Origin of the sequence: Collinsella sp. BIOML-A6 (assembly GCF_009875845.1) — a bacterium.
In the GTDB taxonomy this organism is placed as follows: Bacteria; Actinomycetota; Coriobacteriia; order Coriobacteriales; family Coriobacteriaceae; genus Collinsella; species Collinsella aerofaciens_H.
Window position 1 is genome coordinate 40,743 of sequence record NZ_WWSL01000002.1, and the last position, 22,222, is coordinate 62,964.

The following is a 22,222-nucleotide window of genomic DNA, read 5'->3' on the forward strand; positions in this document are numbered from 1 at the left end:
AGTACCGGTCACGGTCGGTGACTGTGTGCCGGGCTATATTTAGCGCGTCAGTATCCAGCGAATGCCACGCGTCATACGCAGGTCGGTTTGGGCAAAGTGGTTGCCGGGGTTGAGCTCCAGCGTTGTTGGAATGTCACGCTCGATAAACAGCTCTTCCATTGCGCGCGTGTCGTCGAGTACGTGCCGCATCATGCGGTTGGGCGTCTTGGTCTCTTTTTTGCCGAGCGACAGATAGGCGGCATCGGGCGCTTTCGGCATCGTGTGCTCGTGCGCGTAGTCGATAAAGCCGGGGAACCACAGCGACCCCGATGCACTCGCCGCGCGGTCAAAGGTATCGGTTTGCCAGAGGGCCCAAAGCGAAAAGAGGCCCGCCAATGAGTAACCGGCAATGCCGCGCCAGGTAGGCGGGCAGAGAAGTGATGATTCGACCTGTGGGATTATCTGATTCAGCAGTTCATCGAGAAACCCAGACGCCTGCCCGCCAAAGGGCTCGGCACCGCGCACGCATCCGTCGCATGCCCAGGGGCTCAGCTCGCGATTCCAATCGAGTCCTCCAATGGCGACGAGGGTGAACGGCGGGCAGTCGAGCTCTCGGCAGCGCTCGTAGACCTCACCACCGTCACCCATAACCACGGGGAGATAGATGACGGGCGCGCCTTCCGCACACTCTGAATAAACGGTTATCTGCTTCTGATGCACTTCCAAGGCCGACTTCTCTCGGTGTTGTGATATTGACGGCCTTAATTGTCGCACGCTGGCACGGGGGCAGACGCTAAAAGAAAGGCGCGGAGCCGCTCGATGCGACTCCGCGCCTGGTTGTTTTGCTTTAGTAGGCTATGCCCTTACGCTACGAAGAAGTAGACGAGGAAGGCAAGGGCCGCGACCCACATGAGCGGCTTGATCTTGGAAGCCTCGCCCTTAAAGAGCGCGACGACCACGTAGGCGATAAAGCCCAGGCCGATGCCGGCAGAGATGGAGTAGGTGAAGGGCACGCCGGCGACGATCATGAACGCCGGGAAGCCCTGCGACACGTCGGACCAGTCGATTCCGGAGGCCTCGCTCATCATGAGGTAACCGACGTAGACCAGGGCACCGCAGGTGGCGGCGCTGGAAACGATGGAGACGATGGGGGAGAAGAAGGCGGCGAGGATAAACAACACACCGGTGGTGACGGAGGTGAGGCCCGTGCGGCCACCGTCGGCGGCGCCGGACGTGGACTCGACGAAGGTGGTGATGGAGGAGACACCCATAAAGCCACCGGCAGCGGCGGCCACGGAGTCAACGACCAGGATGGGGCGGATGTCCTCGACATTGCCGTCCTCGGTCAGGAACTCGCCCTGCTTGGCGACGGCCATCGCGGTACCCATGGTGTCGAAGAAGTCGCTCATGAGCAGCGAGAAGGCGACGACGAGCAGCATCGGGTCGGTCAGAACCTTCACGATGGCCATGTTGCCGTCGGCAGTGCTGGAAAACGGAGCGCCAAAGGTCGAGAAATCGAGCGGGGCGATGAGGCCCTCGGGAGCGTGGGTGACGCCCAGCGGGATGCCGGCGATAACGGCGACGATGATGCCGATGAGCAGTGAGCCCGGCACGTTGCGGGAAGCCAGGGCAACCGTCACGACGATGGAGATGATGCCGACGATAAAGGTGGGAGAAGTGATGTCGCCCAAGCCGACAAGCGTACCGGCGCCAGCGGTGATGATGCCGGCGTCGCACAGGCCGATCATGGCGATGAAGAGGCCCAAGCCAACCGAGATGGCGTGGCGCAGGACCACGGGGATGGCATCCATAATGGCCTCGCGCAGGCCGCACAGGACGAGCAGCAAGATGACGACACCCTCGAGGAAGATGACGCTCATGGCCACGTGCCAGTCGCCGCCGCACATGGTGGTGGTGATGCCCGCGATCATGGCGTTGATGCCCAGACCCGACGCGCAGGCGAGCGGGCGGTTTGCGAAGATGCCCATGCAGATGGTCATGATGCCGGCGCCCAGGCAAGTGGCGCAGGCGAGCGCTCTCGCATCGATGCCGGCGCCCGAGAGCACCGCGGGGTTGACGGCAATGATGTAGGCCATTGCCAGGAACGTTGTCAGTCCAGCGCGAAGTTCGGTCCCGATTGTGGACTTGCGCTCGCTGACGTGAAATAGTTCGTCCATGCACACCCTTTCCTTGTTCGGCCCCGAGTTTAGGCCGATTGACACGAACTTACTTACTATATCGCCTTTACAACCTTGCTGTTCCTCGCATGTCGATGTTCGGCGCTTTGTAATGGACGGGCGGTATTTTCCGTATGAAAATGTGTAGGTACCGTATACTTAAGCAGTTACAACGACCCCTATGGAGGAATGCATGATTAAAGAGCTCTGCCACGACGAGGCTATTCTGTCCCAGCGTTGCGAGGTCGCGACTGTCGAGGACGAGTCGGTGGCGCAGGACCTGATCGATACCATCAAGTCGCTCGACGATGCCGGCTGCCTTGCCGCCAACCAGATCGGCGTCACCAAGAAGGTCTGCGTCTACCTGGACGATGCCGGCGAGCCCCATGTGCTCTACAACCCCCGTCTGGTGTTTGGCCTGGGTGCCAGCAAGATGGAGGAGAGCTGCCTGACGCACGAGGAGATCACCAAGTCTACGCGCTACATCAAGTGCAAGGTTGCCTTTGACCAGATCGTCGATGGCAAGATGAAGGAGTGCCGCCGCGACTACGCGGGCTTTGAGGCTCAGATGATCCAACACATGATTGACCACTGTCTAGGAAAGTTGGTCTAAGGGGACCAAAGCACCGCACCTTGCCGCTCAATCGTCGCTCGCGTACCTTAAGTATGCTTCGCTCCTCTTTTGTGGCAATCTGCGGCACTTTGATCCCTTAGACGACCTGCGGGGTTAACTTGGTTGAGTTTATCCTGATTGAATAGTCCGGGCGTGACATTGTTGTCATGTCCGGGCTTTTTTTGTTTAGGGCCCCTCTAATTGGTGACAATGAACTTAGGAAGAACGTTAAGCTAGGAGGCGCTATGTGCACGAGTATTCGATTTACCGATAATTCTGGCAACATGTATCTGGGCCGCAACCTCGACTGGAGCTTTGGATACGGCGAGCAGGTTCGTGTGATGCCCCTCGGGTTCCACATCCCGTATTCGTTTATCGACGATGCGACAGCGGCACACGCGGTAATCGGCATGTGCATCGATTACGAGAACTATCCCATGTTTTTCGACTGCGGCAACGATGCGGGCCTGGCAGTGGCGGGCCTCAACTTTCCCGGCTATGCCGAGTATGCCGAGGGCCCTGTCGAGGGCAAGACCAATATCGCGGCCTACGAGTTTCCCCTATGGGTAGCCGCGACGTTTTCGACGGTCGATGAGGTCGAGGTGGCGCTGCATGACGTGGCGATCGTGGCCAAATCGGCGGGCGAAGGCCTAGGCGTGTCGCTGCTCCACTGGATTATCGGCGACGACCGGCGCAGCATTGTGGTCGAGATGATGGCCGACGGCCTGCATGTGTACGATGACCCGGTCGACACCCTCGCCAACCAGCCGACCTTCCCGTGGCACATGGAAAACCTGCGCACCTATATCACCGCCACGAACGATTTTCCGCAGACGGCGACGTGGCGCGGCGCCGAGCTTAAGCCCTATGGCGCGGGTGCCGGCATGCGCGGCATTCCCGGCGACTGCTATTCGCCGAGCCGTTTTGTAAAGGCAGCGTACCTCAACGCCAATTACCCGCAAAAAGACAGCGAGTCCGAAAACGTGATTCGCATGTTCCGCTCACTCGAGGGCGTGATGATGATCGAGGGGGCGTCCAGGATGGGCGATGGCAAGTTCGAGAAGACCATCTACACCGGATGCTTTAGCGCACGTACGGGCAATTATTACTACGCGACGTACGAGGACCCTTCGATTCGCTACGTGAGCCTGATGGATGCCGAGGGTGCGAGCCCCGATAGGCTCGTGGTTCCCGAGCCGCGCCGTTCGTAGCCGATAGCTTTACTGCAATGCAATGCGGCCCCGCATTTCCTGTGAGGTGCAGGGCCGCTGTCGTCGATGCGCAACGTCGTTAGAAGTTAGCGTCGTTGAGTTGTTCGCTCTCGAGGCCGTCGAGTTGTTGCTGTTCGGGCGTCTCGGCGACGCTCTCGAGCAGCTCGGTGGGATCGACGTTCATGTCCCTACCGGCTTCGTTGCCGTTGACCAAGTCGCCCGAGAAGATATCGACATCCATTTCCTCGGCTTCCTCGATCTGAACCTCGAGCGGCACCTGGGTGCGTACGAGTTTGACTGCCGGACGCATACGGGCAAAGAGGGGCACGTACTCGATGATGATGGCCGAGTTCTCGAGACCATACCAGCGTGCCGGGCTTCCGCAGGCGCGGCGGACGGCGTACTTGATGGCCATGACGCGATGGTCGTTGCGGTTGATGTCCGTCTCGGGGGCAAGCATCTTGCGCAGCATGCAAAAACGGAAGTCGCCCACGTTGCCGCGCGTCTCGTAGATGGAGTAGGTGTGATGCTGCGGCGGCAACTCACCCGATGCCATCAGGTCGCCAACGATCTGGCGCAGATAGGCGTTGACGCGCTGATTGACCTTAAAGCCCAGGTTCAGGCGCACGCGGAACAGGAAGTCCGTGCCAAAGGTCTCAACGGAGTATTCGTGCGTATAAGGTTCATCGGTGACATGCACGTTGATGAACCAGTATGCCTTGGCGCGCTTGGGATGCTTGTCCAAGATGGAGTAGAGCACGTCGCGGTCGAGTGTGAGCGGGTCGGGGCTGTTGGTGAGAAATACCAGATTGTCGGCGAGCACGGGATAGGTCTCGTCATTGCGCAGGCGATTGAGCTGGTCGATGTACTTGGAGACGGGCAGCAGGATCGTCTGCGTGCGCTCGATGGCGGTGCCTCGGCGCCACACGTACATAAGGCCAAACAGCAGCGAGGCCAGGAAGATCATGACGTAGCCGCCGTCAAAGAACATGGTGAGGCACGAAGCGAAGAAGCACAGCTCAATGGCACCAAAGAGCAGGGCGAAGACGCCGGCACCCAGCTTGTGCTTGAGGATACCGGCGATGTAGCTCGTCAAAAGCGTCGTGGTCATAAGCATGGTCACGGTAATGGCGAGGCCATAGGCGCTCTCCATGCGCTCGGAGTTCTGGAACAGCAGCACGATGAAGATACAGCCGACCCACATGATGTTGTTGACGAGCGGAATATAGAGCTGGCCCTTGGTGTCGCTGGGGTAGTGGATGCGCAGGTGCGGCATAAGGTTGAGACGCGTGGCCTCCGAAACCAGCGAGAACGAGCCGGTGATGAGCGCCTGCGAGGCAATGATCGCCGCTACGGCCGAAAGCACGATGGCAAAGGGGCGCAGGGGCTCGGGAAGCATCATATAGAACGGGTTGACGATATCCATCGCGAGCATCTGAGGATTGGAGTTATTGGCGAGCAGCCAAGCTCCCTGACCAAGGTAGTTAAGGATAAGTGCGGCCTTTACGAACGGCCAGGATGCATAGATGTTGGCCTTGCCCACATGACCCATGTCCGAGTAGAGCGCCTCGGCGCCGGTCGTTGACAGGAAGACAAAGCCGAGCACCATAATGCCCGAGTGGTTGATGGGCGAGAACAGAAACATGATGCCGCGGATGGGGTTGAGCGCGCGCAAGATGGACAGGTTGCCGAGCATGTTGAACAGACCGGCACCAGCCAAGAACAGGAACCACAGCGTCATGAGTGGGCCGAACAGCTTGCCGATCGACGAGGTACCGGCACGCTGCATGGCAAATAGGCCGCAGATAATGATGATGGTAATAATGATGATGTTGGTTTGCCCGTCACCCAAAAGCGCGTGGCCCCACTCGATGGTGCGCAGGCCCTCAATGGCCGTGGTAACCGTGACGGCGGGGGTGAGGATGCCGTCGGCGAGCAGCGCCGCGCCGCCGATCATGGCGGGGAGAATCAGCCACGGCGCCACCTTGCGCACGAGACTGAACAGAGCGAAGATGCCGCCTTCGTTGTGGTTGTCGGCCTTCATGGCGATTACCACGTACTTGACCGTGGTTACGAGCGTCATGGTCCAGATGACGAGCGAAAGCGCGCCCAGAATCATATCCTCGCTGACGGTGCCGATGCCGCCGTTGTTGGCGACGATTGATTTCATGGTGTACATAGGGCTCGTGCCGATGTCGCCATAGACGACGCCGAGCGTTACGAGCAGCATGCCAGCGGAGAGGGGAATGGCTCCGTGCCCGCCCTGCCCATGCCGGCCTTGGAGGTTTGCCTCCAGTTTGGTGTGTGCCACGTGGACTCCCTTAGACATCTGGTTATCCGTCCAAGATAGATAACTTTTATGCCGCCTGTATACATACAAGAGCAGTTTGGCACATCAGGTTATTTTAGACAATAATTCCTCATCTGGGGATTATTCATGTACGCAGGCAGCATTTCGAAGCAGGGACGCATCCGCTGAATGGCGTGCTGCAATGTGATAATCGCGGGCGCGCCCCGCCTTTGAAACTGAATGAAGAGGGGCTTTTAGGCGTGTGCTGTCTGGGCGATGCCGGTCTTGGCGCCTGCGCGTTTGTCGGCGAGTTCGCAAAAGAGCGCGCCGCCGATGATAAGTGCGGCGCCCATCAGACGGACCGGTGTCATGGCTTCGCCCAAAAGGACGGCCGAGAACACGACCGCCGAAAGTGGCTCGAGGTAGCCGACGACCGCGACGGTCTGTACGGGCAGTTTGGCGACGGCGCTAAAGTAGAGCAGGCAACCGATGCCGGTATTGACGACACCGAGCATGACGACGGCGCGCCAATCAATGCTGGCGGCGACACCGGCGGACAGGAATGAGGGGACGCCCTGCGTGATGAGTGTGAGGGTCAGCGCGGTCACAAAGGCGGCGCTCACCTGGAGCGCGGAGTTCTCGAGGCCCTCGATGTGTGGCGCACCCTTGCTGGCGATGACCATCAATGCGTAGCAGAAGGCCGAGGCGATGCCGCAAGCGATACCTGCAATGGGCATATTGCCGCCGAGGCCTTGGGCCGCGATGAGAAAAGCGCCGCAGGCGACGGCGATAAAGCCGGCGATTTTGCCGCCGGTCAGTTTTTCGCCAAAGATAAACGGCGAGAGGGCCATGACGATGATGGGGCCGCAGTAGTACAGCAGCGAGGATACGCCGACGCCAATCGTCTGGTAGGCGCGGAACAGAAAAATCCAGCTGGCGCCCAGCGCGGCTCCCGAGAGGAGGAGGGCTGCGGCTTCGCGGGGGCGAGATGGCGCCTGCAACGTATGGCGTTGGGTGATGGCGAGGATGGTGACAAGCGAGAGTGCGCCCAAAAACGTGCGGAGTAGCACGATATCGGAACTCGGCAGCGCGATGGCAGCGGCGATGATGCCGTTGGAGCCAAACAATAACAATGCTGCTAAGTACGTAAACAGTCCGTTGGTCATGCGCTGACATCCCCTCTATATCCGAGCATGTTCACTATGGGTGAGGTGGATTTAGAAGAAAAGAGAATATAATGCATGGCTAACATGACAAAAACTCATGCAAAGGTGGAGGCGCGTCGTGGAAACGAATATTCAAAAGATGCAGGTGCTGCTGGAGACGGTGCGCGCCGGAAGCTTTACGCGTGCTGCCGAGCGCCTGAGCTATTCGCAGTCGGGCGTGAGCCGTATGGTGGCCGATCTTGAGGCCGACTGGGGTTTTAAAGTGCTCGATAGAAGCCGCGAGGGCGTAGTGCTTTCTGCCGATGGGCGGCAAGTTATGCCAGCGGTCGAGGCGTTATGCGAGGAATTTGTTCGTTTGCAGCGACGGGTGGATGAGATGCGTGGGCTCATGCGCGGCAAAATCTACATCGGTACGTTTTCGAGCGTGGCGACCCACGTACTGCCGCCGGTGATCGCGCGCTTTCGCGCCGATCACCCGGACGTCGATTATGAGTTGCTGATGGGCGATTACTCAGAGATCGAACAATGGGTGGCGGAAGGCCGCTGCGATCTGGGCTTTATCCCGCGTGAGCCACGCGGCGCCGGCATGGCATCGCGGCCGTTGGTGCGCGATGAGTTGATGGCCGTGGTGCCAGCGGACTCCTCGCTTGCCACCGCGGAGGTCGTTTCCCTTGCCGATTTGGCCAACGAGCAGTTTATTCTGCTGGAACGCGGCACCGATGACGAGATTACGCCGCTGTTTCGTCGGGCGGGACTGACAGTGCGCTCAAAACTGTCGACCTGGGATGATTATGCGATTATGGCTATGGTCGAGGACGGCTTGGGCGTGAGCATTCTTCCCGCGCTCATCTTGCGCCGTTGTCAGTTCGATGTTGCCGTGCGTTCGCTCGAGGGACATCCCCATCGGCAGATCAACGCCATATATCGAACGGCCGATGTTTCGCTTGCCGCCGCCCGATTCCTTGAATACCTCTAAACGTGTACACGCCATTGTCCGCCTTGGGCAAATCTTGGAGTTCGGTACATTTTCTTATGAAATTGAACTTTCGAATGAGGTGCCGCGCTATACTGCTGCCTAAATTGAACCTTAGTTCAATTCGTGTTCTATAAATTGAACTTTGCCAGCAAGGAGGTTCCTGTGGCCCAAGAGACGTTTAGCGATCGCCTGCGACAGGCTATGTCCGATCGCGACGTTCGACAGTCGGACGTGATTCGTGCATCGGAGATGTTCGGCAAAAAACTCGGTAAGAGTCAGATGAGCCAATATGTGAGCGGCAAGACGATCCCGCGGCGCGATGTGGCAGAGCTGCTCGCCCGTATTTTGGAGGTCGATGTTACCTGGCTGCTCGCCGGTGACGCCGATCAAAGCGAGGCATCATCGCCCCGCAACGTTTCCAAGCCCGAACCCCATCCCTCAGCTCAAATTCCAAGGAGCACCACCATGCGTACTTTTTCTAAATCCACCAAGCTCGATAACGTCCTGTATGACGTGCGCGGTCCTGTCGTCGACGAGGCCGCCCGTATGGAGGACGAGGGCGAGCGTATTCTCAAGCTCAACATCGGCAACCCCGCGCCCTTTGGTTTCCGCACGCCCGATGAGGTCATTAAGGATATGCGCCAGCAGCTGCCCGACTGCGAAGGCTATTCCAACTCGCGCGGCCTGTTCTCTGCGCGCAAGGCGATTATGCAGTACTCGCAGATCAAGGGCCTGCCCAATGTTCAGATGGAGCACATCTACACGGGCAACGGCGTGTCCGAACTCATTCAGCTTTCGATGAACGCGCTGCTCGACAACGGCGACGAGATTCTGATCCCCAGCCCCGACTATCCGCTCTGGACGGCGTGCGCAACCCTTGCCGGCGGTCATCCCGTGCACTATCTGTGCGATGAGCAGGCGGATTGGTATCCCGACCTGGAGGATATGGAGTCCAAGATCACGAGCGCGACCAAGGCCCTCGTCATCATCAACCCCAACAACCCCACAGGCTCGGTCTACCCGCGCGAGGTGCTCGAGGGCATTGTTGAGATCGCGCGTAGGCACCAGCTCATGATTTTTGCCGACGAGATCTACGACCGCCTGTGCATGGACGGCTACGAGCACGTCTCCATTGCCTCGCTCGCCCCCGACCTGCCCTGCATTACGTTTAGCGGTCTGTCCAAGTCGCATATGATCGCGGGCTACCGCATCGGCTGGATGGTGCTTTCGGGCAACCAGCGCTGCATGAGCGACTTCATCATGGGCATCAACATGCTCTCTAACATGCGCCTGTGCTCCAACGTGCCGGCTCAGTCGATCGTCCAGACGGCGCTCGGCGGCCATCAGTCGGTTAACGACTACATCCGCCCCGGCGGTCGTGTCTACGAGCAGCGCAACTTTGTGTATGAGGCGCTCAGCAAGATCGACGGCATCTCGGTGGTCAAGCCGCGCGCGGCGTTCTATATCTTCCCCAAGATGGATGTGAAGAAGTTCAACATCACCGATGACGAGCAGTTTGCCCTCGACCTGCTGCACGAGAAGAAGATCCTGATCACGCGTGGCGGCGGCTTTAACTGGGCCGAGCCCGACCACTTCCGCATCGTGTATCTGCCGCGCATGGAAGTGCTCAAAGAGTCCCTCGAAGACTTGGCCGACTTCTTCGATCATTACCGCCAGAGCTAATTGGTTCCGCCGTTCTACCGAACGGCGGCTCGCTCGCTGTCGTGTGCTCAACCTGCATCGTTACCCTGGCTGTCTAAATAACGATCCCGTTGCAGTGGTCGATTTCGTGTTGGATGATCTCGGCGGTGTAGCCCGAGAAGTTTTTGATGCGGTGGACGAAGTTTTCGTCCAAATACTCAACCTTAATGCGGAGATAGCGGGTGCAGGGACGCTCGCCGGTCAGCGAGAGGCATCCTTCGCTCGTCCGATAGGCGTTGACCTGCTCAAGAATTTGAGGGTTGTACATCAGGAGCTCCCTGTTGCCATCTTTTATGCAGATGATGCGTTTGCGCACGCCGATCATGTTGGCGGCGAGGCCCACGCACTCGTGCTCATGCTCGTGGAGCGTATCCAGGAGGTCCTGCCCGGTCACGGCGTCATCGGGGCCCGCGTCTTCGGAAGGCAGGCGTAAAAAGAACTCGGATTTCATGATGGGCTTAATCATGGCGGGCTCCTTAAGGTGGACACGTTTGGTTCAGGTCATGATACCGCGACATGTCGCATTAATGTGTGCACATAGATTCTGCAGCTAGATTGGCGGGCGAGACCATAAACTAATGGACGTTTTGCCGAGAGGCATGAATGTTTAAAGCGCAAAGAGTGCGCGACGGGCCCCGCGAATGGGGCGATGATGCCCGAAAGGGCCAAGAAGGAGTCTCATGTCCGAGAACGAAGAGATCATGAACGAGACCGAGAACGAGACCATGGCTGCCGAGGTCGAGGCAGTCGAGACCGTGGAGACCGAAGCTGCCGAGGTTGAGGCTGCTGACGAGGTTTCCGCCGAGGAGGAGGCCGAGGTTGTCGAGGCCACCGTTGATTACGATGACGAAGAGCTGATGGACAAGATGCAGAAGGCCGCCCGCCTGCTGCGTAGCCGTCGCTTTGCTATTTCCAAGGAGGAGGAGGCCAAGGCCGAGCGCATGGCGAACATCGAGCGCGCCATCAAGCTTCTTGACCTCAAGCCCAAGATGGAGCAGAAGGAAATGTCCGACCTGCTGGGCATGCGCCTTCGTGAGCTCGATGGCCTGATGGCCGAGGCCGAGGCTGCCGATCTGGTCGGCCGTATCGACGACGCCGAGGGCGATATGCGCAAGATTGTCGTCTTCGCTGCCGAGGATGCCGCTGAGGGTCTGGTCGAGCTTGCCAACAAGAAGGAGAAGCTCCTGCCCGAGCTTTCTTATGAGGAGGCCACCGAGCTGATGGCCGCTCTCGATAAGGTTATCGCTCCGCTCGTCGCCATGGGCCTGGACGAGGACCGCGGTCCTCGCGGCGGCCGTGACGACCGTGGTGGCCGTGGCGGCGACCGTGGTGGCCGCGGCGGCTTTGGCGATCGTGGTGGCCGTGGTGGTGACCGTGGCAGTCGCGGTGGCGATCGCGGCGGCCGTGGCGGCTTTGGTGACCGTGGCGGTCGCGGCGGCTTTGGCGGTAACCGTGGTGGCTATGGCGACCGCGGCGGCAGCCGTGGCGGCTTCGGCGGCAACCGTGGTAACGACCGCGGCGGCCGCGGTGGCGACCGTGGCGGGCGCAACGGCGGCGGCTTCCGCGGCAACCGCTTCTAATTGGGTTACGCGGTTTTACCAAACCGCGTAACTAGTTGACGCTGCAAACCCGCCAGAGCGGCAATCTGCCTTTCAGCTTCAGCGGCATGACCAGAAGGTCAATGCCGCTTCGCTTCAAGGCACCTTGCTCGCTCTGGCGGGTTTCGCTGTCGGTACCAAAGTATCGGCGTTGTCTTGGTCGAAACCTGCCAAAAAGGGACAGGTTCATTTTGGTCGGTTTTATCTGGGCAAACGTGGTCGTCTATCGCAATGTAGTCGTTGGGGACGTTCTTGTTTGACTAGTCGTTTAAGAACGTCCCCAACGACTAAATAGAACGAGAGTATCCACTCTCGTTTCTGTTCTTCCTATATTTGTAGGAACAGTTCGTGGAGGCGGGTATCCTCGTCGAGTTCGGGGTGGAAGGTTACGCCGAGCTGGCTGCCCTGACGGGCGGCGACGATGCGCCCGTCGACTTTCGCTAAGGCCTTGGCGTCGCCGTGGACCTCGACGATGCGGGGCGCGCGGATAAATGTCAGCGGCGCTTCACCATCGATGCCGGCTACCTGCCCCTTGGTTCGAAAGCTGCCGAGCTGCCTGCCGTAGGCATTGCGCTCGACAAGTACATCCATGGTTGCCAAACGCGGCGTGCCCTTATCGTCGTGGGCGGCAAGGTCGTGAGCCAGCAGAATCAGGCCGGCGCAGGTGCCCAGGACGGGCATGCCTTCAGCGATGCGGGCACGAAGCTCCTCGAGCATGCCCAACTCATCAAGCAGCTTCCCTTGAACGGTAGACTCGCCGCCGGGAAGTACCAGACGGTCAAAGTCCTGCTTCAAATCAGCCGCCTGCCTCAGCTCAATACAACGTGCGCCCAGTTCGGACAGCCTCGCCTCGTGCTCGGCAAAAGCACCTTGGACCGCCAGCACGGCGACCGTCTGGTCTGCGTAATCGCTCATGTGCGATCCTTTCTGCTGGACTAGCGTCCGCGCTCCTCCATGATGATCTCGATCTCGTCGGCGTTGATGCCCACCATGGCCTCGCCTAGATCCTCCGAAAGCTCAGCGATGAGCTTGGCGTCGGTGAAGTTTGCCACGGCCTTGACGATGGCGGCCGCGCGCTTGGCCGGGTCGCCGCTCTTAAAGATGCCCGATCCGACAAAGACGCCTTTGGCGCCCAGCTGCATCATCAGCGCGGCATCGGCGGGGGTCGCGACTCCACCGGCAGCAAAGTTCACGACGGGAAGCTTGCCCGTGGCATGGACCTCGCGCACCAGCTCGACCGGAACCTGCAGTTGCTTGGCTGCCTCAAAGAGCTCGTCGTCACGTAGGGCAACTACGTCGCGGATCTGCTTTTGGATCTTGCGCATGTGGCGCACGGCCTGGACCACGTCGCCCGTGCCCGGCTCGCCCTTGGTGCGGATCATCGTGGCGCCTTCGGCGACGCGGCGCAGCGCCTCGCCCAGGTCGCGGGCACCGCAGACAAACGGGACGTCAAACTGGGTCTTGTCGATGTGGTAGACATCGTCGGCGGGGGAAAGAACCTCGGATTCGTCGATGTAATCGATCTCGATGGCCTGTAGGACCTGCGCCTCGACGATGTGGCCGATGCGGCACTTGGCCATGACGGGGATGGAGACGGCCTCTTGAATGCCCTTGATCATCTTGGGGTCACTCATGCGCGACACGCCGCCGGCGGCGCGGATGTCGGCCGGGATGCGCTCGAGAGCCATGACGGCGCAGGCGCCTGCCTCCTCGGCGATGCGTGCCTGCTCGGGCGTGGTGACGTCCATGATGACGCCGCCCTTGAGCATCTGCGCAAGCTCGCGGTTGAGTTTGACGCGATCGGCCTTGCTGGTCTGTTCTGCCATGGTTGCTCCCTTGGTTGGCATGTGCATTGCTTGACGGAACATCCTATCGGGGAGCTGGGTATGGCGAAATACTCAGTTTTCGAGATAATAATAAGGTCAGACTAATGCCAGATTGAATGACTCGATAAGATCAGGTGACAAACTCATGCTTGACTATAATTTGGAACAACGCGGCGAGGCATCGCTCTATGAGTATGTTTACCAGCAAATTCGAGATGATATCGTTGCTGGGCGCATTGCGGCGGGAGAGCATCTGCCGTCTAAGCGCGCCTTTGCCAGTCATCTGGGAATCAGTGTCATTACTATCGAGAATGCATATAGCCAGTTACTTGCCGAGGGCTATATTTGTTCAATGCCGCGGCGTGGCTACTACGCTTGCGAGCTTCCGGATGCACCGGTTTTGCCTTTGGCTACGGGGAGTATCGATCGAGATGCCGTCTCTGTGGGCCCCAGCGCGCATGATGTCAACGGACGGGTCGAGCAATTCGATACACTTTCTCCTTCCGCTTTGGAGGCGGCGCGGCTTTGGCAAAGCGCGCTACGGGCGACGCTGGCATCCGAAGACGAATGCGAAATCTTTTCGACCGCGCCGGCACAGGGCACCGCTCGGCTACGACGCGCAATTGCTCACCATCTGCGCGGGACAAGGGGCATGAATGTCGACCCCGACAACATCGTTATCGGTGCGGGCGCTCAGCTGCTCGATACCATGTTGGTTCAGTTGCTTGGCGCGGACAAGGTGTATGCCGTTGAGGACCCGGGCTATTTGCGCCTGACGCGCATCTATCAGGCTATGGGCTGCCAAGTACGACATATCCCGTTGGATGATGACGGCGTGGACCTGAGCGCTCTGCAGAAAACCGGGGCCGACGTCCTTCACCTGATGCCGTCCCATCAGTATCCGACCGGTCTTGTGACGAGCATTGCGCGTCGCTATGCGCTGCTGAGCTGGGCCGCCGAGCGATCAGGTCGGTATCTCATCGAAGATGACTTTGATTGTGAGTTTCGCCTTGCCGGCAAGCCGATTCCTGCGCTCGCATCAATCGATGCCGCTCAGTCGGTTATCTACACCAACACGTTCTCGAAGAGCCTGTCATCGGCATTGCGTTTGGCGTATATGGTGTTGCCCGATGAGCTGATGGAGCGGTTTAGGCGCAACCTTGGTTTTTACGCCTCGTCGGTGAGCTCTGTTGACCAGGTCGCTTTGGCGCGTTTGCTGGAATCGGGTGATTACGAGCGGCATGTGAACCGTGTGCGCGTTCGTGCTCGCGACGCGCGCGATGGGCTGGCGGCACTTGTACGGAAAGCGTTTCCGGCGGGGGAGGTCTCGATCGAGCATGCAGACGCAGGCCTTTACTGCACCGTGGTTGGGGGGCGCGGAGTGGGCGGAAGCTCTTTTGCGCGAGCCCTCACGCGGTCGGGTATCCCTTTTATCGATATCAGTGACTGTTTTTGGTGTGCCGGCGGCGCATCTGTCCATGAAAACCCGACTCAAATAATTGTTCAGTATGACGATCTGAGTCCAAAAGTGCTAAATACCCTGGAATTGCAGCTTATGGGGGCGCCCTGCAATCTAAGTGAGTAGACTTTTGACGCTTTAGCGACCAGGCAGTTTTGTAACAAGCTATCTACCTGTGGTTTTGAAAAGCAGGATGACCGATCTGCTTGGGATGTTCCAAAAAGTCTACTCACTTGCTGCGCAAAGCTTCCGCACGAGAAAAAAATGGGGTTTTCAACAGGGTCCCGTCCAGTTCTTGGCAAGCTTTTGGTCAGTTGGGGAGGGCTGTTGAAAACTTGACAGTCCGTTCGACGCCATTTTCGCTGCGTTCGCGCCATAGCGAGACCGGCTGTGTTGAAATCCGTGTTTTCCTGTGCCTATGAAGGATCTACTTTGTGACATATCGGCTTTTAGGTACTGGCGTTTGCCCCCTCAAGTCCGCGCTTTGTGTCCGCCGCTTCCACGACCAGAAGAAGACCGGCAGCGATATGACCTCTCCCGTAACCCGACGGCTGCGGTTGTGCTTGGCTTTCCGCTGTATACATTGGTTCGGACGAGAAGCAAGCGGACATGCTCTGTCAGCATGAGGCAGCGGCTGTTTCTTGGTGAGCTCCCTAGGGAATCCGTGCTGGAAACGGAGCATGGGTTCTTAGTTACGTCTCCTCTACTGACGGCATTCATCATGTCGCGGCATCTGACGGATCTTCAGCTTCTTTTGGTATTGGCGGAAATGTGCGGCTTGTTTGCGGTGTGCGCTCTGCCGGCGGCGCTTGAGGCGGAGCTTTCGCGTGCAATTGATTCGGGCGCGATTTCGACAACGCTGGGCTGGTCGCGCTGTCCGTCCGAGGACGGTACCGCCTCAAATTTATGGCGTCGAGACGCTTTGGTTTTGGGCGGCGACCTTGACCGTTTTTGTTCAGATGTTTGCGGGATGCGTTACGGCAATCGATTTATGGCGGTATCGCATCTCGTTCCATTGGGTGCCGCATCGCCTTTTGAGGTTGAGGCGTATTTGTTGTTTGGACTGTCGCGATCCCTGGGAGGCGAAGGGTTTTGTGGCATAGAACTCAATGTCGAAGTGGCGCTAAGCACAAGTGCTCGAGCAATTGTGGGAAAGTCGCGTGTGTATATCGACCTACTTCTTTCTTCGCCGGACGGCAGGCGACAGGTGGCCATTGAATGTCAGGGAAAGGCCTCGCACGGACGCGCAGGGGATGGTTTGCGTGACGCTGACCGCATGACGGCCCTTCAGGCCATGGGCTATGATGTACTTCTCCTGACGCACAGACAGATATCCGATGAGGATAGATTCCGCGCGATCGTTAAGGCCGTATGCAGGATGCTCGATGTTGAATATCGTGACAAAAGCTCGGATGAGCAAAGGGCCGAGGCATTACTCCGGTCTGAGCTATTCGTGGACTGGTCAAAACTGGGAGAAATCGGCGAAAAGATGCCCGTTAGATTTAAAAAGGCTCAATCGTGGACGGCCGCGGAACTAAGTGAGTAGACTTTTGGCGTGATGGCGACCGGGCCGGTTTGCAGCAAGTCATTTACCTGCGACTTTATAAAGCAATATGGATGGTCTGCTCGGAAAGTTCCAAAAAGTCTACTCACTTAGTTTTTGATGAGAAGCCGAGGCCTAAGGTGGTCCTATTTCATGGCGTTAACATGTTTTGTGAGGCACGAAAAAGGCCCGGACCATGTGGTCCGGGCCTTTTTTGAGCTAGAGATTATCTCTCAGGCGGCTGGCTTAGCCAAAGTAGCGCTTCAGCAGGCCCTCGAAGGCCTTGCCGTGACGAGCCTCGTCGCGAGCCATCTCGTGGACGGTGTCGTGGATGGCATCGAGGTTGGCAGCTTTGGCGCGCTTGGCGAGATCGGTCTTACCAGCGGTGGCGCCATTCTCGGCCTCAACGCGCATCTCGAGGTTCTTCTTGGTGGAGTCGGTCACGACCTCGCCCAGGAGCTCAGCGAACTTGGCGGCGTGCTCGGCCTCCTCATGGGCTGCCTTCTCGTAATAAAGGCCAACCTCGGGATAACCCTCGCGATGAGCGACGCGGGCCATGGCCAGGTACATACCGACCTCGGAGCACTCGCCCTCAAAGTTGGCGCGCAGGTCGGCGACGATGTCCTCGGGCACGCCCTCCTTGGCAACGCCCACAACGTGCTCGGCAGCCCAAGTAAAGCCACCCTCATCCTGCTTCAGGAAGCGGGAACCGGGAACGCCGCACTGGGGGCACTTAAAATCCTCGGGCAGCTGGTCGCCGTCATACTCTTCAACATAACCGCAAACGGGGCAAACAAATTTCATGATTCGATCCCTTCGATCGATGGCGATGGTGCGCTCGCCCGGTCCCATAAGGGCCCTCTCCGGACGTGCGTCTTAACGAGTTCTATTATCCATAAATGAGACTGAAAGTGAAGCCTATTAGGAATGATTTTTAATAAAACAATTTTAAGCATATGAAGATGTTGATTGATTAACGGTTGGCAAGCTATATACGGACGCCGATGAGCACAATCGGTCGAGCAAAATGTTGACCTATCAACAAATAAAGGAGTTTCCTCTATGCATCTAGACCGTCGTGCCTGGTGCCGAACATATCGGACGGTTTTTCGCATTGCATTGCCGATCCTGCCCTATACCGAGCCGCGCATTTTGGATCATGCCGAGGATGTGCCCGCGGTGCTTCAAAAGAGCTCGATCCAGAAGTGACAGACCCTGGTATTGCACGTTTGGGGCTCACAGCATCACTCGAGCGCGCGCTTACGGCTCAGGGGATTGGCGTTACGGTCTATGCTGAAACGCGTGCGAACCCCACGGTCTCGAATGTGGAGGAAGCGGCGGCGCTGTATCGCGAGGGCGCCTGCCGGGCCATTATCGGTTTTGGCGGCGGTTCGGCTATGGACTGTGCCAAAGGCGTGGGGGCGTGCATTGCGCAGCCAAACAAGACCATCAACAAGATGCGCGGCCTGTTGCGCGTCCACCGTCTCCTGCCGCTGCTTGTTGCGGTTCCCACTACCGCTGGTACGGGAAGCGAAGTCACGCTCGCGGCGGTTATCACCGATGATGAGACGCACTATAAATTTCCCATTAACGACTTTGTGCTCATTCCGCGTTTTGCGGTCCACGACCCCGAGTTTACGCGCGGCCTGCCCGCCTCCATTACGGGGCAGACGGGCATGGACGCCCTGACGCATGCCGTCGAGGCTTTTATCGGGCGAAGCACCACGCCCTACACGCGCAAGATGGCGCGTCAGGCGGTCCAGCTCATCCGCGACAATTTGCTCGAGGCCTATGAACATGGTGACGACATGCGTGCGCGCCGCAATATGCTTTCGGCGGCGTATAAGGCGGGTGTTGCCTTTACGCGCTCCTATGTTGGATATGTGCATGCCATCGCACACAGCTTGGGCGGGCGTTACAGGATTCCGCACGGCTTGGCCAACGCTATCATCCTGCCGCATATGCTTCGCGCCTATGGCGAAGCTGCTGCTCCTAAACTCGCCGATCTCGCCCGCATGGCCGGTATCGCGCCGGATAACGCGCAGGACAGCCTGGCGGCCGAGGCCTTTATCGATTGGGTCGACCGCATGAATGAGGCCCTGGGAATTCCCAAATATGTCTTGGGTATTCGCCGCTCCGATATTCCGCAAATGGCGGCCCATGCCGATGCCGAGGCCAATCCGCTATACCCCGTTCCACTTTTGATGGACCGCTTGGAGCTCGAGCATATGTACGCGGTCGTCGCGGGTGGTATGTTTGAGGGCGAGAACTAGGAGGGCCCATGAACACCGAGGAGATCGCGCGCGTCGTTGCCGATCAGCGCGCCTACTTTAAGACGCACGCCACGTTTGATGTCGATGCTCGCCGCCGCGCACTGGTGCGCCTGCGCGATGCGGTTCGTGCGCACGAGGGCGATATCGCCCATGCGCTCAAGACCGATTTGGGTAAGTCGCATGACGAGGCGTATATGTGCGAGATCGGCACGTCGCTTTCCGAGATTCGCCATCAGATTGCGCATGTGGCCCGATGGAGCCGTGCCTACTTGCGTCCGTGTGACCTCGCCAACGCCGTGAGTGTGTGCAAGACGCAAGCCGTGCCCTATGGCGTCACACTCATCATGGCTCCGTGGAACTACCCGTTTTTACTGACGCTCGAGCCACTCGCCGGCGCCCTCGCCGCGGGCAATACCGTGGTCATCAAGCCGAGCGCCTATGCTCCGGCATCCAGCGCAGTTCTCAAGCAAATCTGTGAAGAGACATTTGATCCGCGCCTGGTGACGGTCGTCGAAGGCGGGCGTGCCGAGAATGAGGCGCTGCTCGATGAATGCTGGGACAAAATCTTCTTTACCGGTAGCGTTCCGGTCGGCAAGCTCGTCATGGAGCGCGCAAGTAAAAACCTTACGCCCGTGACGCTTGAGCTGGGTGGAAAGAGCCCCTGCATCGTGGATGCAACGGCGAACTTGCAGGTCGCGGCACGCCGTATCGCCTTTGGTAAATGGCTCAACGTGGGACAGACCTGCGTGGCGCCCGACTACCTGCTGGTCGACGCGCGCGTGCACGATGAGCTGTTGGGCCTCATCAAGGAGGAGGTCCGTCGCATGTTTGGCGAGCACCCGCTCGACAACGAGGATTACGGGCATATCGTCAACGCCAAGCATTTTGCGCGCGTGCGCGGGCTGATCGATCCCGATAAGGTCGTGCTTGGAGGTACGGCGCGCGAGTCGTCGCTCAAGATCGAGCCGACGATTTTGGACGGCGTGGCACCTGAGGACGCCGTAATGCAGGAGGAGATTTTCGGCCCCATTTTGCCGGTGCTGACGTTTGAGAGCCTAGACGAGGCCGAGGCGTTTATTGCAAATCGTCCGACGCCGCTGGCCCTGTATATCTTTAGCCAGGATCGCGCGGTTCAGCAGCGCTTTGTGCGCTACGTGCCCTTTGGCGGCGGCTGCGTCAACGACACCATCATGCATCTGGCTACGAGCCATATGGGCTTTGGCGGCATGGGCGCGAGCGGCATGGGGCAGTACCATGGTCGCGAGAGCTTCGATGCGTTTAGCCACAAGAAGAGCATCGTGAACAAGGCAACGTGGCTGGACGTGCCATTCCGCTATGCCCCTTACACAAGCTGGAAGCACAAGTTCGTGCGCATGTTTGTGCATTAGAAACAGATGGCATAGGGATAAAAAGTAGCCGCCCCCGCGTAAGCGAAGACGGCCACTTCTCACGATGAAAACGTGTATCGGAGTTGGCAAGACCCGCTGCCACGGGTGCCATCCGTGTTCCTATCTTATCTGCAAGCGTTGCGGCAAACGATTGAAAGACGCAGACAGGATGAATTTGTGTCCGCACGGGCCCGTAGACTTCTCAACTGTGTGGTGGATACTCGCTAGTCTGCAAGGGAGGCAGCCATGTTCGATGACGACGAACTGTTCGATCTGACAGATGATCCGTTTGAGTGGGATATGCTGCTCGATGACGATGAGTTGGAGCAGGACCGTAAGAAGCGGCAGGGCAAGAAGGCGCGGGATGACGCTTCGACAAAGCAGGACAAGCGTCGCCGAGGTCTGTTCGGCGGGCTCTTTGGGTGACTGTCTCATCGTCGCGTCTGTATACTAAACAGGTCTTATACGCGTTGCGAAATGAGGGTATAGACGATGATGTGGTTTACCGCCGACCTGCACCTGGGCGACACGAATATCCTGCACGACATGGACCGGCCGTTTGATTCGGTCGAGGAGATGAACCGCAAGGTCATCGCTGCCATCAATGAGTGCGTGTCGGCGGACGACCGCCTCTATATCTTGGGAGACTTTACCTATCGTTTGCCCCTGGCGGAGGCGGTGCGCCTGCGCGAGCGTATCGAATGCCAGAACGTGACGCTCATCCGTGGCAACCATGACGGTGACTGGGAAGATCCCGACGTACCGCAGATTTGGGAAGACGTGCGCGATTACCTGGAGATTGCTCCCGGCTATGCCAAGGGTCATCGCCTGGTGATGAGCCACTACCCCATGCTCAGCTGGAATGGCAAGGAGCGCGGTGCCATCATGCTGCATGGACATATCCACAGCAGGGGAGACCGCGCCAACGCGCGCAACCGCGATCGCGAGCGACCCATTTTTCGCTACGATGTGGGCCTCGACGCCAACGACTATAAGCCCGTAAGCCGTGATCAAATCCTTGGCTTCTTTGGACTGTAATTAGAAGTGCAGGTAGAATGAACGCGCCGTGTGGATGGTCTACGCGGCGCGTTTTAGTAGGAGCGATGATTTCATGAGGGCTATCCAGCGCATTAATCACAACGCTGCCATCTGTGAAGATGGTGCGGGGCGTCAGCTTATCGCGTTGGGTCGCGGCATCGGTTTTGGCGACATGCCGCATGAGGTCGATCTTGACGTTATTACGCGTACCTTTTACGGCATCGATTCAAAGTATCTGGCGTTCATCGACGAGGTCGACCCCGAGGTGCTTGAGTTTTCTGCTCAGCTGGCAGATATTGCGACCGGACAGCTTTCGTACGAATTGAGTCCTAATCTGCCCATTACGCTGGCAGATCATATCCAGTTTGCCATTAAGCGCGCCCGCGAACATATGGTGGTGTCGTTGCCGCTCAAGCGCGATCTGGAGCAGCTGCATCCCATTGAATACCGCTTGGGCGAGCTGGCTGTTCGTGGCATTAAGAAAACTTTTGCCGTTCGCATGCCCCAGAGTGAGGCCGCGGGTATCGCCATGTCGATTATCAATGCGGCGATTAGGCCGAGCGAGCGGCGCGTGCTTGCCGAGCAGCACGAGGAACATCTCCTCGATATGACGGTTGCGATTATTCAAGAAGAGTTGGGCGTGACGGTCGATCGCTCGTCGTTTGCCTTTACTCGTTTCGCCACGCATGTGCGCTATCTGCTCGATCGCGTGACAAAGAAAGAGCCGATTGACACCGAGAACTCAGGTCTTTACGACGTGCTCGTGGAGCAATATCCTGCGGCATCGCGCTGTGCTCATCGTATCGACGCTCTGATTCAAGAGGCCTTTGGCGAGCCATTGGCCCAAGAAGAGCTCGTCTATCTGATCATGCATGTGAATCGCGTGGCTCCTGCAAGCTTGAATAAATAGGGTCTCTGGCGTTTTGTTTCCGTCGTAGTGACCGTTCGCGGACTGTTTGCTACCGTTCGTCGGTAATCTGAGCC

At 58.5% G+C, this 22,222-nt stretch carries 21 protein-coding genes; 13 read left to right on the forward strand and 8 right to left on the reverse strand.

What is annotated here, in order from left to right; genetic code table 11:
• Nucleotides 1-39: 39 nt before the first annotated feature.
• Both GT495_RS00910 and GT495_RS00915 read right to left on the reverse strand, forming a co-directional pair.
• A complete protein-coding gene (locus tag GT495_RS00910; RefSeq protein WP_370457553.1) occupies nt 40-699 on the reverse strand; it encodes an alpha/beta hydrolase in 660 nt (219 codons plus the stop codon).
• A 143-nt stretch (nt 700-842) separates the two neighbouring features.
• Entirely contained in the window at nt 843-2,156 is a 1,314-nt protein-coding gene (locus GT495_RS00915; RefSeq protein ID WP_161161735.1) for an NCS2 family permease, read from the reverse strand.
• A gap of 193 nt (nt 2,157-2,349) precedes the next feature.
• On the opposite strand from GT495_RS00915, the gene GT495_RS00920 reads away from it, so the two are divergent.
• Both GT495_RS00920 and bsh read left to right on the forward strand, forming a co-directional pair.
• On the forward strand, nt 2,350-2,769 hold the full coding sequence (locus GT495_RS00920) for a peptide deformylase (RefSeq protein WP_156598032.1): 420 nt from the start codon (nt 2,350-2,352) through the stop codon (nt 2,767-2,769).
• 245 nt (nt 2,770-3,014) lie between these two features.
• Nucleotides 3,015-3,980 carry a choloylglycine hydrolase gene (gene bsh / locus GT495_RS00925; RefSeq protein ID WP_161161734.1) on the forward strand — a complete coding sequence of 322 codons (966 nt, stop codon included), beginning with the start codon at nt 3,015-3,017 and terminating at the stop codon, nt 3,978-3,980.
• A 79-nt stretch (nt 3,981-4,059) separates the two neighbouring features.
• Here the strand turns inward: bsh and GT495_RS00930 are convergent, their stop codons facing one another.
• A complete protein-coding gene (locus tag GT495_RS00930; RefSeq protein ID WP_161161733.1) occupies nt 4,060-6,309 on the reverse strand; it encodes a KUP/HAK/KT family potassium transporter in 2,250 nt (749 codons plus the stop codon).
• A gap of 215 nt (nt 6,310-6,524) precedes the next feature.
• A complete protein-coding gene (locus GT495_RS00935; RefSeq protein WP_156598333.1) occupies nt 6,525-7,436 on the reverse strand; it encodes a DMT family transporter in 912 nt (303 codons plus the stop codon).
• Nucleotides 7,437-7,554: 118 nt separating this feature from the next.
• Here GT495_RS00935 and GT495_RS00940 point away from each other — a divergent pair, with 118 nt between their 5' ends.
• Nucleotides 7,555-8,412, forward strand: coding sequence for a LysR family transcriptional regulator (locus GT495_RS00940; protein ID WP_156598336.1), 858 nt, complete (start codon nt 7,555-7,557; stop codon nt 8,410-8,412).
• A 201-nt stretch (nt 8,413-8,613) separates the two neighbouring features.
• Nucleotides 8,614-10,095, forward strand: coding sequence for an aminotransferase class I/II-fold pyridoxal phosphate-dependent enzyme (locus tag GT495_RS00945; protein WP_161161767.1), 1,482 nt, complete (start codon nt 8,614-8,616; stop codon nt 10,093-10,095).
• Between the two features lie 73 nt (nt 10,096-10,168).
• On the opposite strand, the gene GT495_RS00950 is transcribed toward GT495_RS00945, so the two are convergent.
• Nucleotides 10,169-10,579, reverse strand: coding sequence for a peptide deformylase (locus GT495_RS00950; protein ID WP_161161731.1), 411 nt, complete (start codon nt 10,577-10,579; stop codon nt 10,169-10,171).
• Nucleotides 10,580-10,793: 214 nt separating this feature from the next.
• On the opposite strand from GT495_RS00950, the gene GT495_RS00955 reads away from it, so the two are divergent.
• Nucleotides 10,794-11,693, forward strand: coding sequence for a hypothetical protein (locus GT495_RS00955; RefSeq protein WP_161161730.1), 900 nt, complete (start codon nt 10,794-10,796; stop codon nt 11,691-11,693).
• 345 nt (nt 11,694-12,038) lie between these two features.
• On the opposite strand, the gene pdxT is transcribed toward GT495_RS00955, so the two are convergent.
• The gene (gene pdxT / locus GT495_RS00960) at nt 12,039-12,626 is read right to left on the reverse strand and encodes a pyridoxal 5'-phosphate synthase glutaminase subunit PdxT (RefSeq protein WP_161161728.1); all 588 of its coding nucleotides are present in this window, start codon (nt 12,624-12,626) and stop codon (nt 12,039-12,041) included.
• A gap of 20 nt (nt 12,627-12,646) precedes the next feature.
• Nucleotides 12,647-13,537 carry a pyridoxal 5'-phosphate synthase lyase subunit PdxS gene (gene pdxS / locus GT495_RS00965; RefSeq protein ID WP_161161727.1) on the reverse strand — a complete coding sequence of 297 codons (891 nt, stop codon included), beginning with the start codon at nt 13,535-13,537 and terminating at the stop codon, nt 12,647-12,649.
• A gap of 145 nt (nt 13,538-13,682) precedes the next feature.
• On the opposite strand from pdxS, the gene GT495_RS00970 reads away from it, so the two are divergent.
• Together GT495_RS00970 and GT495_RS00975 are read left to right on the forward strand one after the other, a co-directional pair.
• Nucleotides 13,683-15,122 carry a PLP-dependent aminotransferase family protein gene (locus GT495_RS00970; RefSeq protein ID WP_161161726.1) on the forward strand — a complete coding sequence of 480 codons (1,440 nt, stop codon included), beginning with the start codon at nt 13,683-13,685 and terminating at the stop codon, nt 15,120-15,122.
• 538 nt (nt 15,123-15,660) lie between these two features.
• On the forward strand, nt 15,661-16,542 hold the full coding sequence (locus GT495_RS00975) for a hypothetical protein (RefSeq protein ID WP_161162663.1): 882 nt from the start codon (nt 15,661-15,663) through the stop codon (nt 16,540-16,542).
• Nucleotides 16,543-16,785: 243 nt separating this feature from the next.
• On the opposite strand, the gene GT495_RS00980 is transcribed toward GT495_RS00975, so the two are convergent.
• Nucleotides 16,786-17,346 carry a ferritin family protein gene (locus GT495_RS00980; RefSeq protein ID WP_187323865.1) on the reverse strand — a complete coding sequence of 187 codons (561 nt, stop codon included), beginning with the start codon at nt 17,344-17,346 and terminating at the stop codon, nt 16,786-16,788.
• Between the two features lie 255 nt (nt 17,347-17,601).
• Here GT495_RS00980 and GT495_RS10700 point away from each other — a divergent pair, with 255 nt between their 5' ends.
• From GT495_RS10700 to GT495_RS01005, 6 genes are all read left to right on the forward strand, one after another.
• Nucleotides 17,602-17,748 (forward strand): hypothetical protein, encoded by a 147-nt coding sequence (locus tag GT495_RS10700; protein ID WP_204986867.1) that lies wholly within the window; start codon nt 17,602-17,604, stop codon nt 17,746-17,748.
• Nucleotides 17,745-18,812: an iron-containing alcohol dehydrogenase gene (locus GT495_RS00985; protein ID WP_204986868.1), complete on the forward strand. Its 1,068-nt coding sequence runs from the start codon at nt 17,745-17,747 to the stop codon at nt 18,810-18,812. Before GT495_RS10700 ends, GT495_RS00985 begins: the two co-directional genes overlap by 4 nt.
• A gap of 8 nt (nt 18,813-18,820) precedes the next feature.
• On the forward strand, nt 18,821-20,200 hold the full coding sequence (locus tag GT495_RS00990; RefSeq protein WP_161161724.1) for an aldehyde dehydrogenase: 1,380 nt from the start codon (nt 18,821-18,823) through the stop codon (nt 20,198-20,200).
• Nucleotides 20,201-20,446: 246 nt separating this feature from the next.
• Complete coding sequence (locus GT495_RS00995) at nt 20,447-20,626, forward strand: hypothetical protein (protein WP_161161723.1); 180 nt, start codon at nt 20,447-20,449, stop codon at nt 20,624-20,626.
• Nucleotides 20,627-20,692: 66 nt separating this feature from the next.
• The gene (locus GT495_RS01000; RefSeq protein ID WP_161161722.1) at nt 20,693-21,238 is read left to right on the forward strand and encodes a metallophosphoesterase; all 546 of its coding nucleotides are present in this window, start codon (nt 20,693-20,695) and stop codon (nt 21,236-21,238) included.
• 73 nt (nt 21,239-21,311) lie between these two features.
• On the forward strand, nt 21,312-22,148 hold the full coding sequence (locus GT495_RS01005; protein ID WP_161161721.1) for a PRD domain-containing protein: 837 nt from the start codon (nt 21,312-21,314) through the stop codon (nt 22,146-22,148).
• The last annotated feature ends 74 nt before the right edge of the window (nt 22,149-22,222 follow it).

Bases quoted from the DNA above. Each gene is read 5' to 3' on its own strand.
- bsh (WP_161161734.1), top strand. From the start codon at position 3,015: ATGTGCACGAGTATTCGATTTACCGATAATTCTGGCAACATGTATCTG.
- GT495_RS00920 (WP_156598032.1), top strand. From the start codon at position 2,350: ATGATTAAAGAGCTCTGCCACGACGAGGCTATTCTGTCCCAGCGTTGC.
- pdxT (WP_161161728.1), bottom strand. From the start codon at position 12,626: ATGAGCGATTACGCAGACCAGACGGTCGCCGTGCTGGCGGTCCAAGGT.
- GT495_RS00935 (WP_156598333.1), bottom strand. From the start codon at position 7,436: ATGACCAACGGACTGTTTACGTACTTAGCAGCATTGTTATTGTTTGGC.
- GT495_RS00950 (WP_161161731.1), bottom strand. From the start codon at position 10,579: ATGATTAAGCCCATCATGAAATCCGAGTTCTTTTTACGCCTGCCTTCC.
- GT495_RS01000 (WP_161161722.1), top strand. From the start codon at position 20,693: ATGATGTGGTTTACCGCCGACCTGCACCTGGGCGACACGAATATCCTG.
- GT495_RS00915 (WP_161161735.1), bottom strand. From the start codon at position 2,156: ATGGACGAACTATTTCACGTCAGCGAGCGCAAGTCCACAATCGGGACC.
- GT495_RS01005 (WP_161161721.1), top strand. From the start codon at position 21,312: ATGAGGGCTATCCAGCGCATTAATCACAACGCTGCCATCTGTGAAGAT.
- GT495_RS00930 (WP_161161733.1), bottom strand. From the start codon at position 6,309: ATGTCTAAGGGAGTCCACGTGGCACACACCAAACTGGAGGCAAACCTC.
- pdxS (WP_161161727.1), bottom strand. From the start codon at position 13,537: ATGGCAGAACAGACCAGCAAGGCCGATCGCGTCAAACTCAACCGCGAG.
- GT495_RS10700 (WP_204986867.1), top strand. From the start codon at position 17,602: ATGCATCTAGACCGTCGTGCCTGGTGCCGAACATATCGGACGGTTTTT.
- GT495_RS00945 (WP_161161767.1), top strand. From the start codon at position 8,614: ATGTCCGATCGCGACGTTCGACAGTCGGACGTGATTCGTGCATCGGAG.
- GT495_RS00990 (WP_161161724.1), top strand. From the start codon at position 18,821: ATGAACACCGAGGAGATCGCGCGCGTCGTTGCCGATCAGCGCGCCTAC.
- GT495_RS00970 (WP_161161726.1), top strand. From the start codon at position 13,683: ATGCTTGACTATAATTTGGAACAACGCGGCGAGGCATCGCTCTATGAG.
- GT495_RS00955 (WP_161161730.1), top strand. From the start codon at position 10,794: ATGTCCGAGAACGAAGAGATCATGAACGAGACCGAGAACGAGACCATG.
- GT495_RS00995 (WP_161161723.1), top strand. From the start codon at position 20,447: ATGTTCGATGACGACGAACTGTTCGATCTGACAGATGATCCGTTTGAG.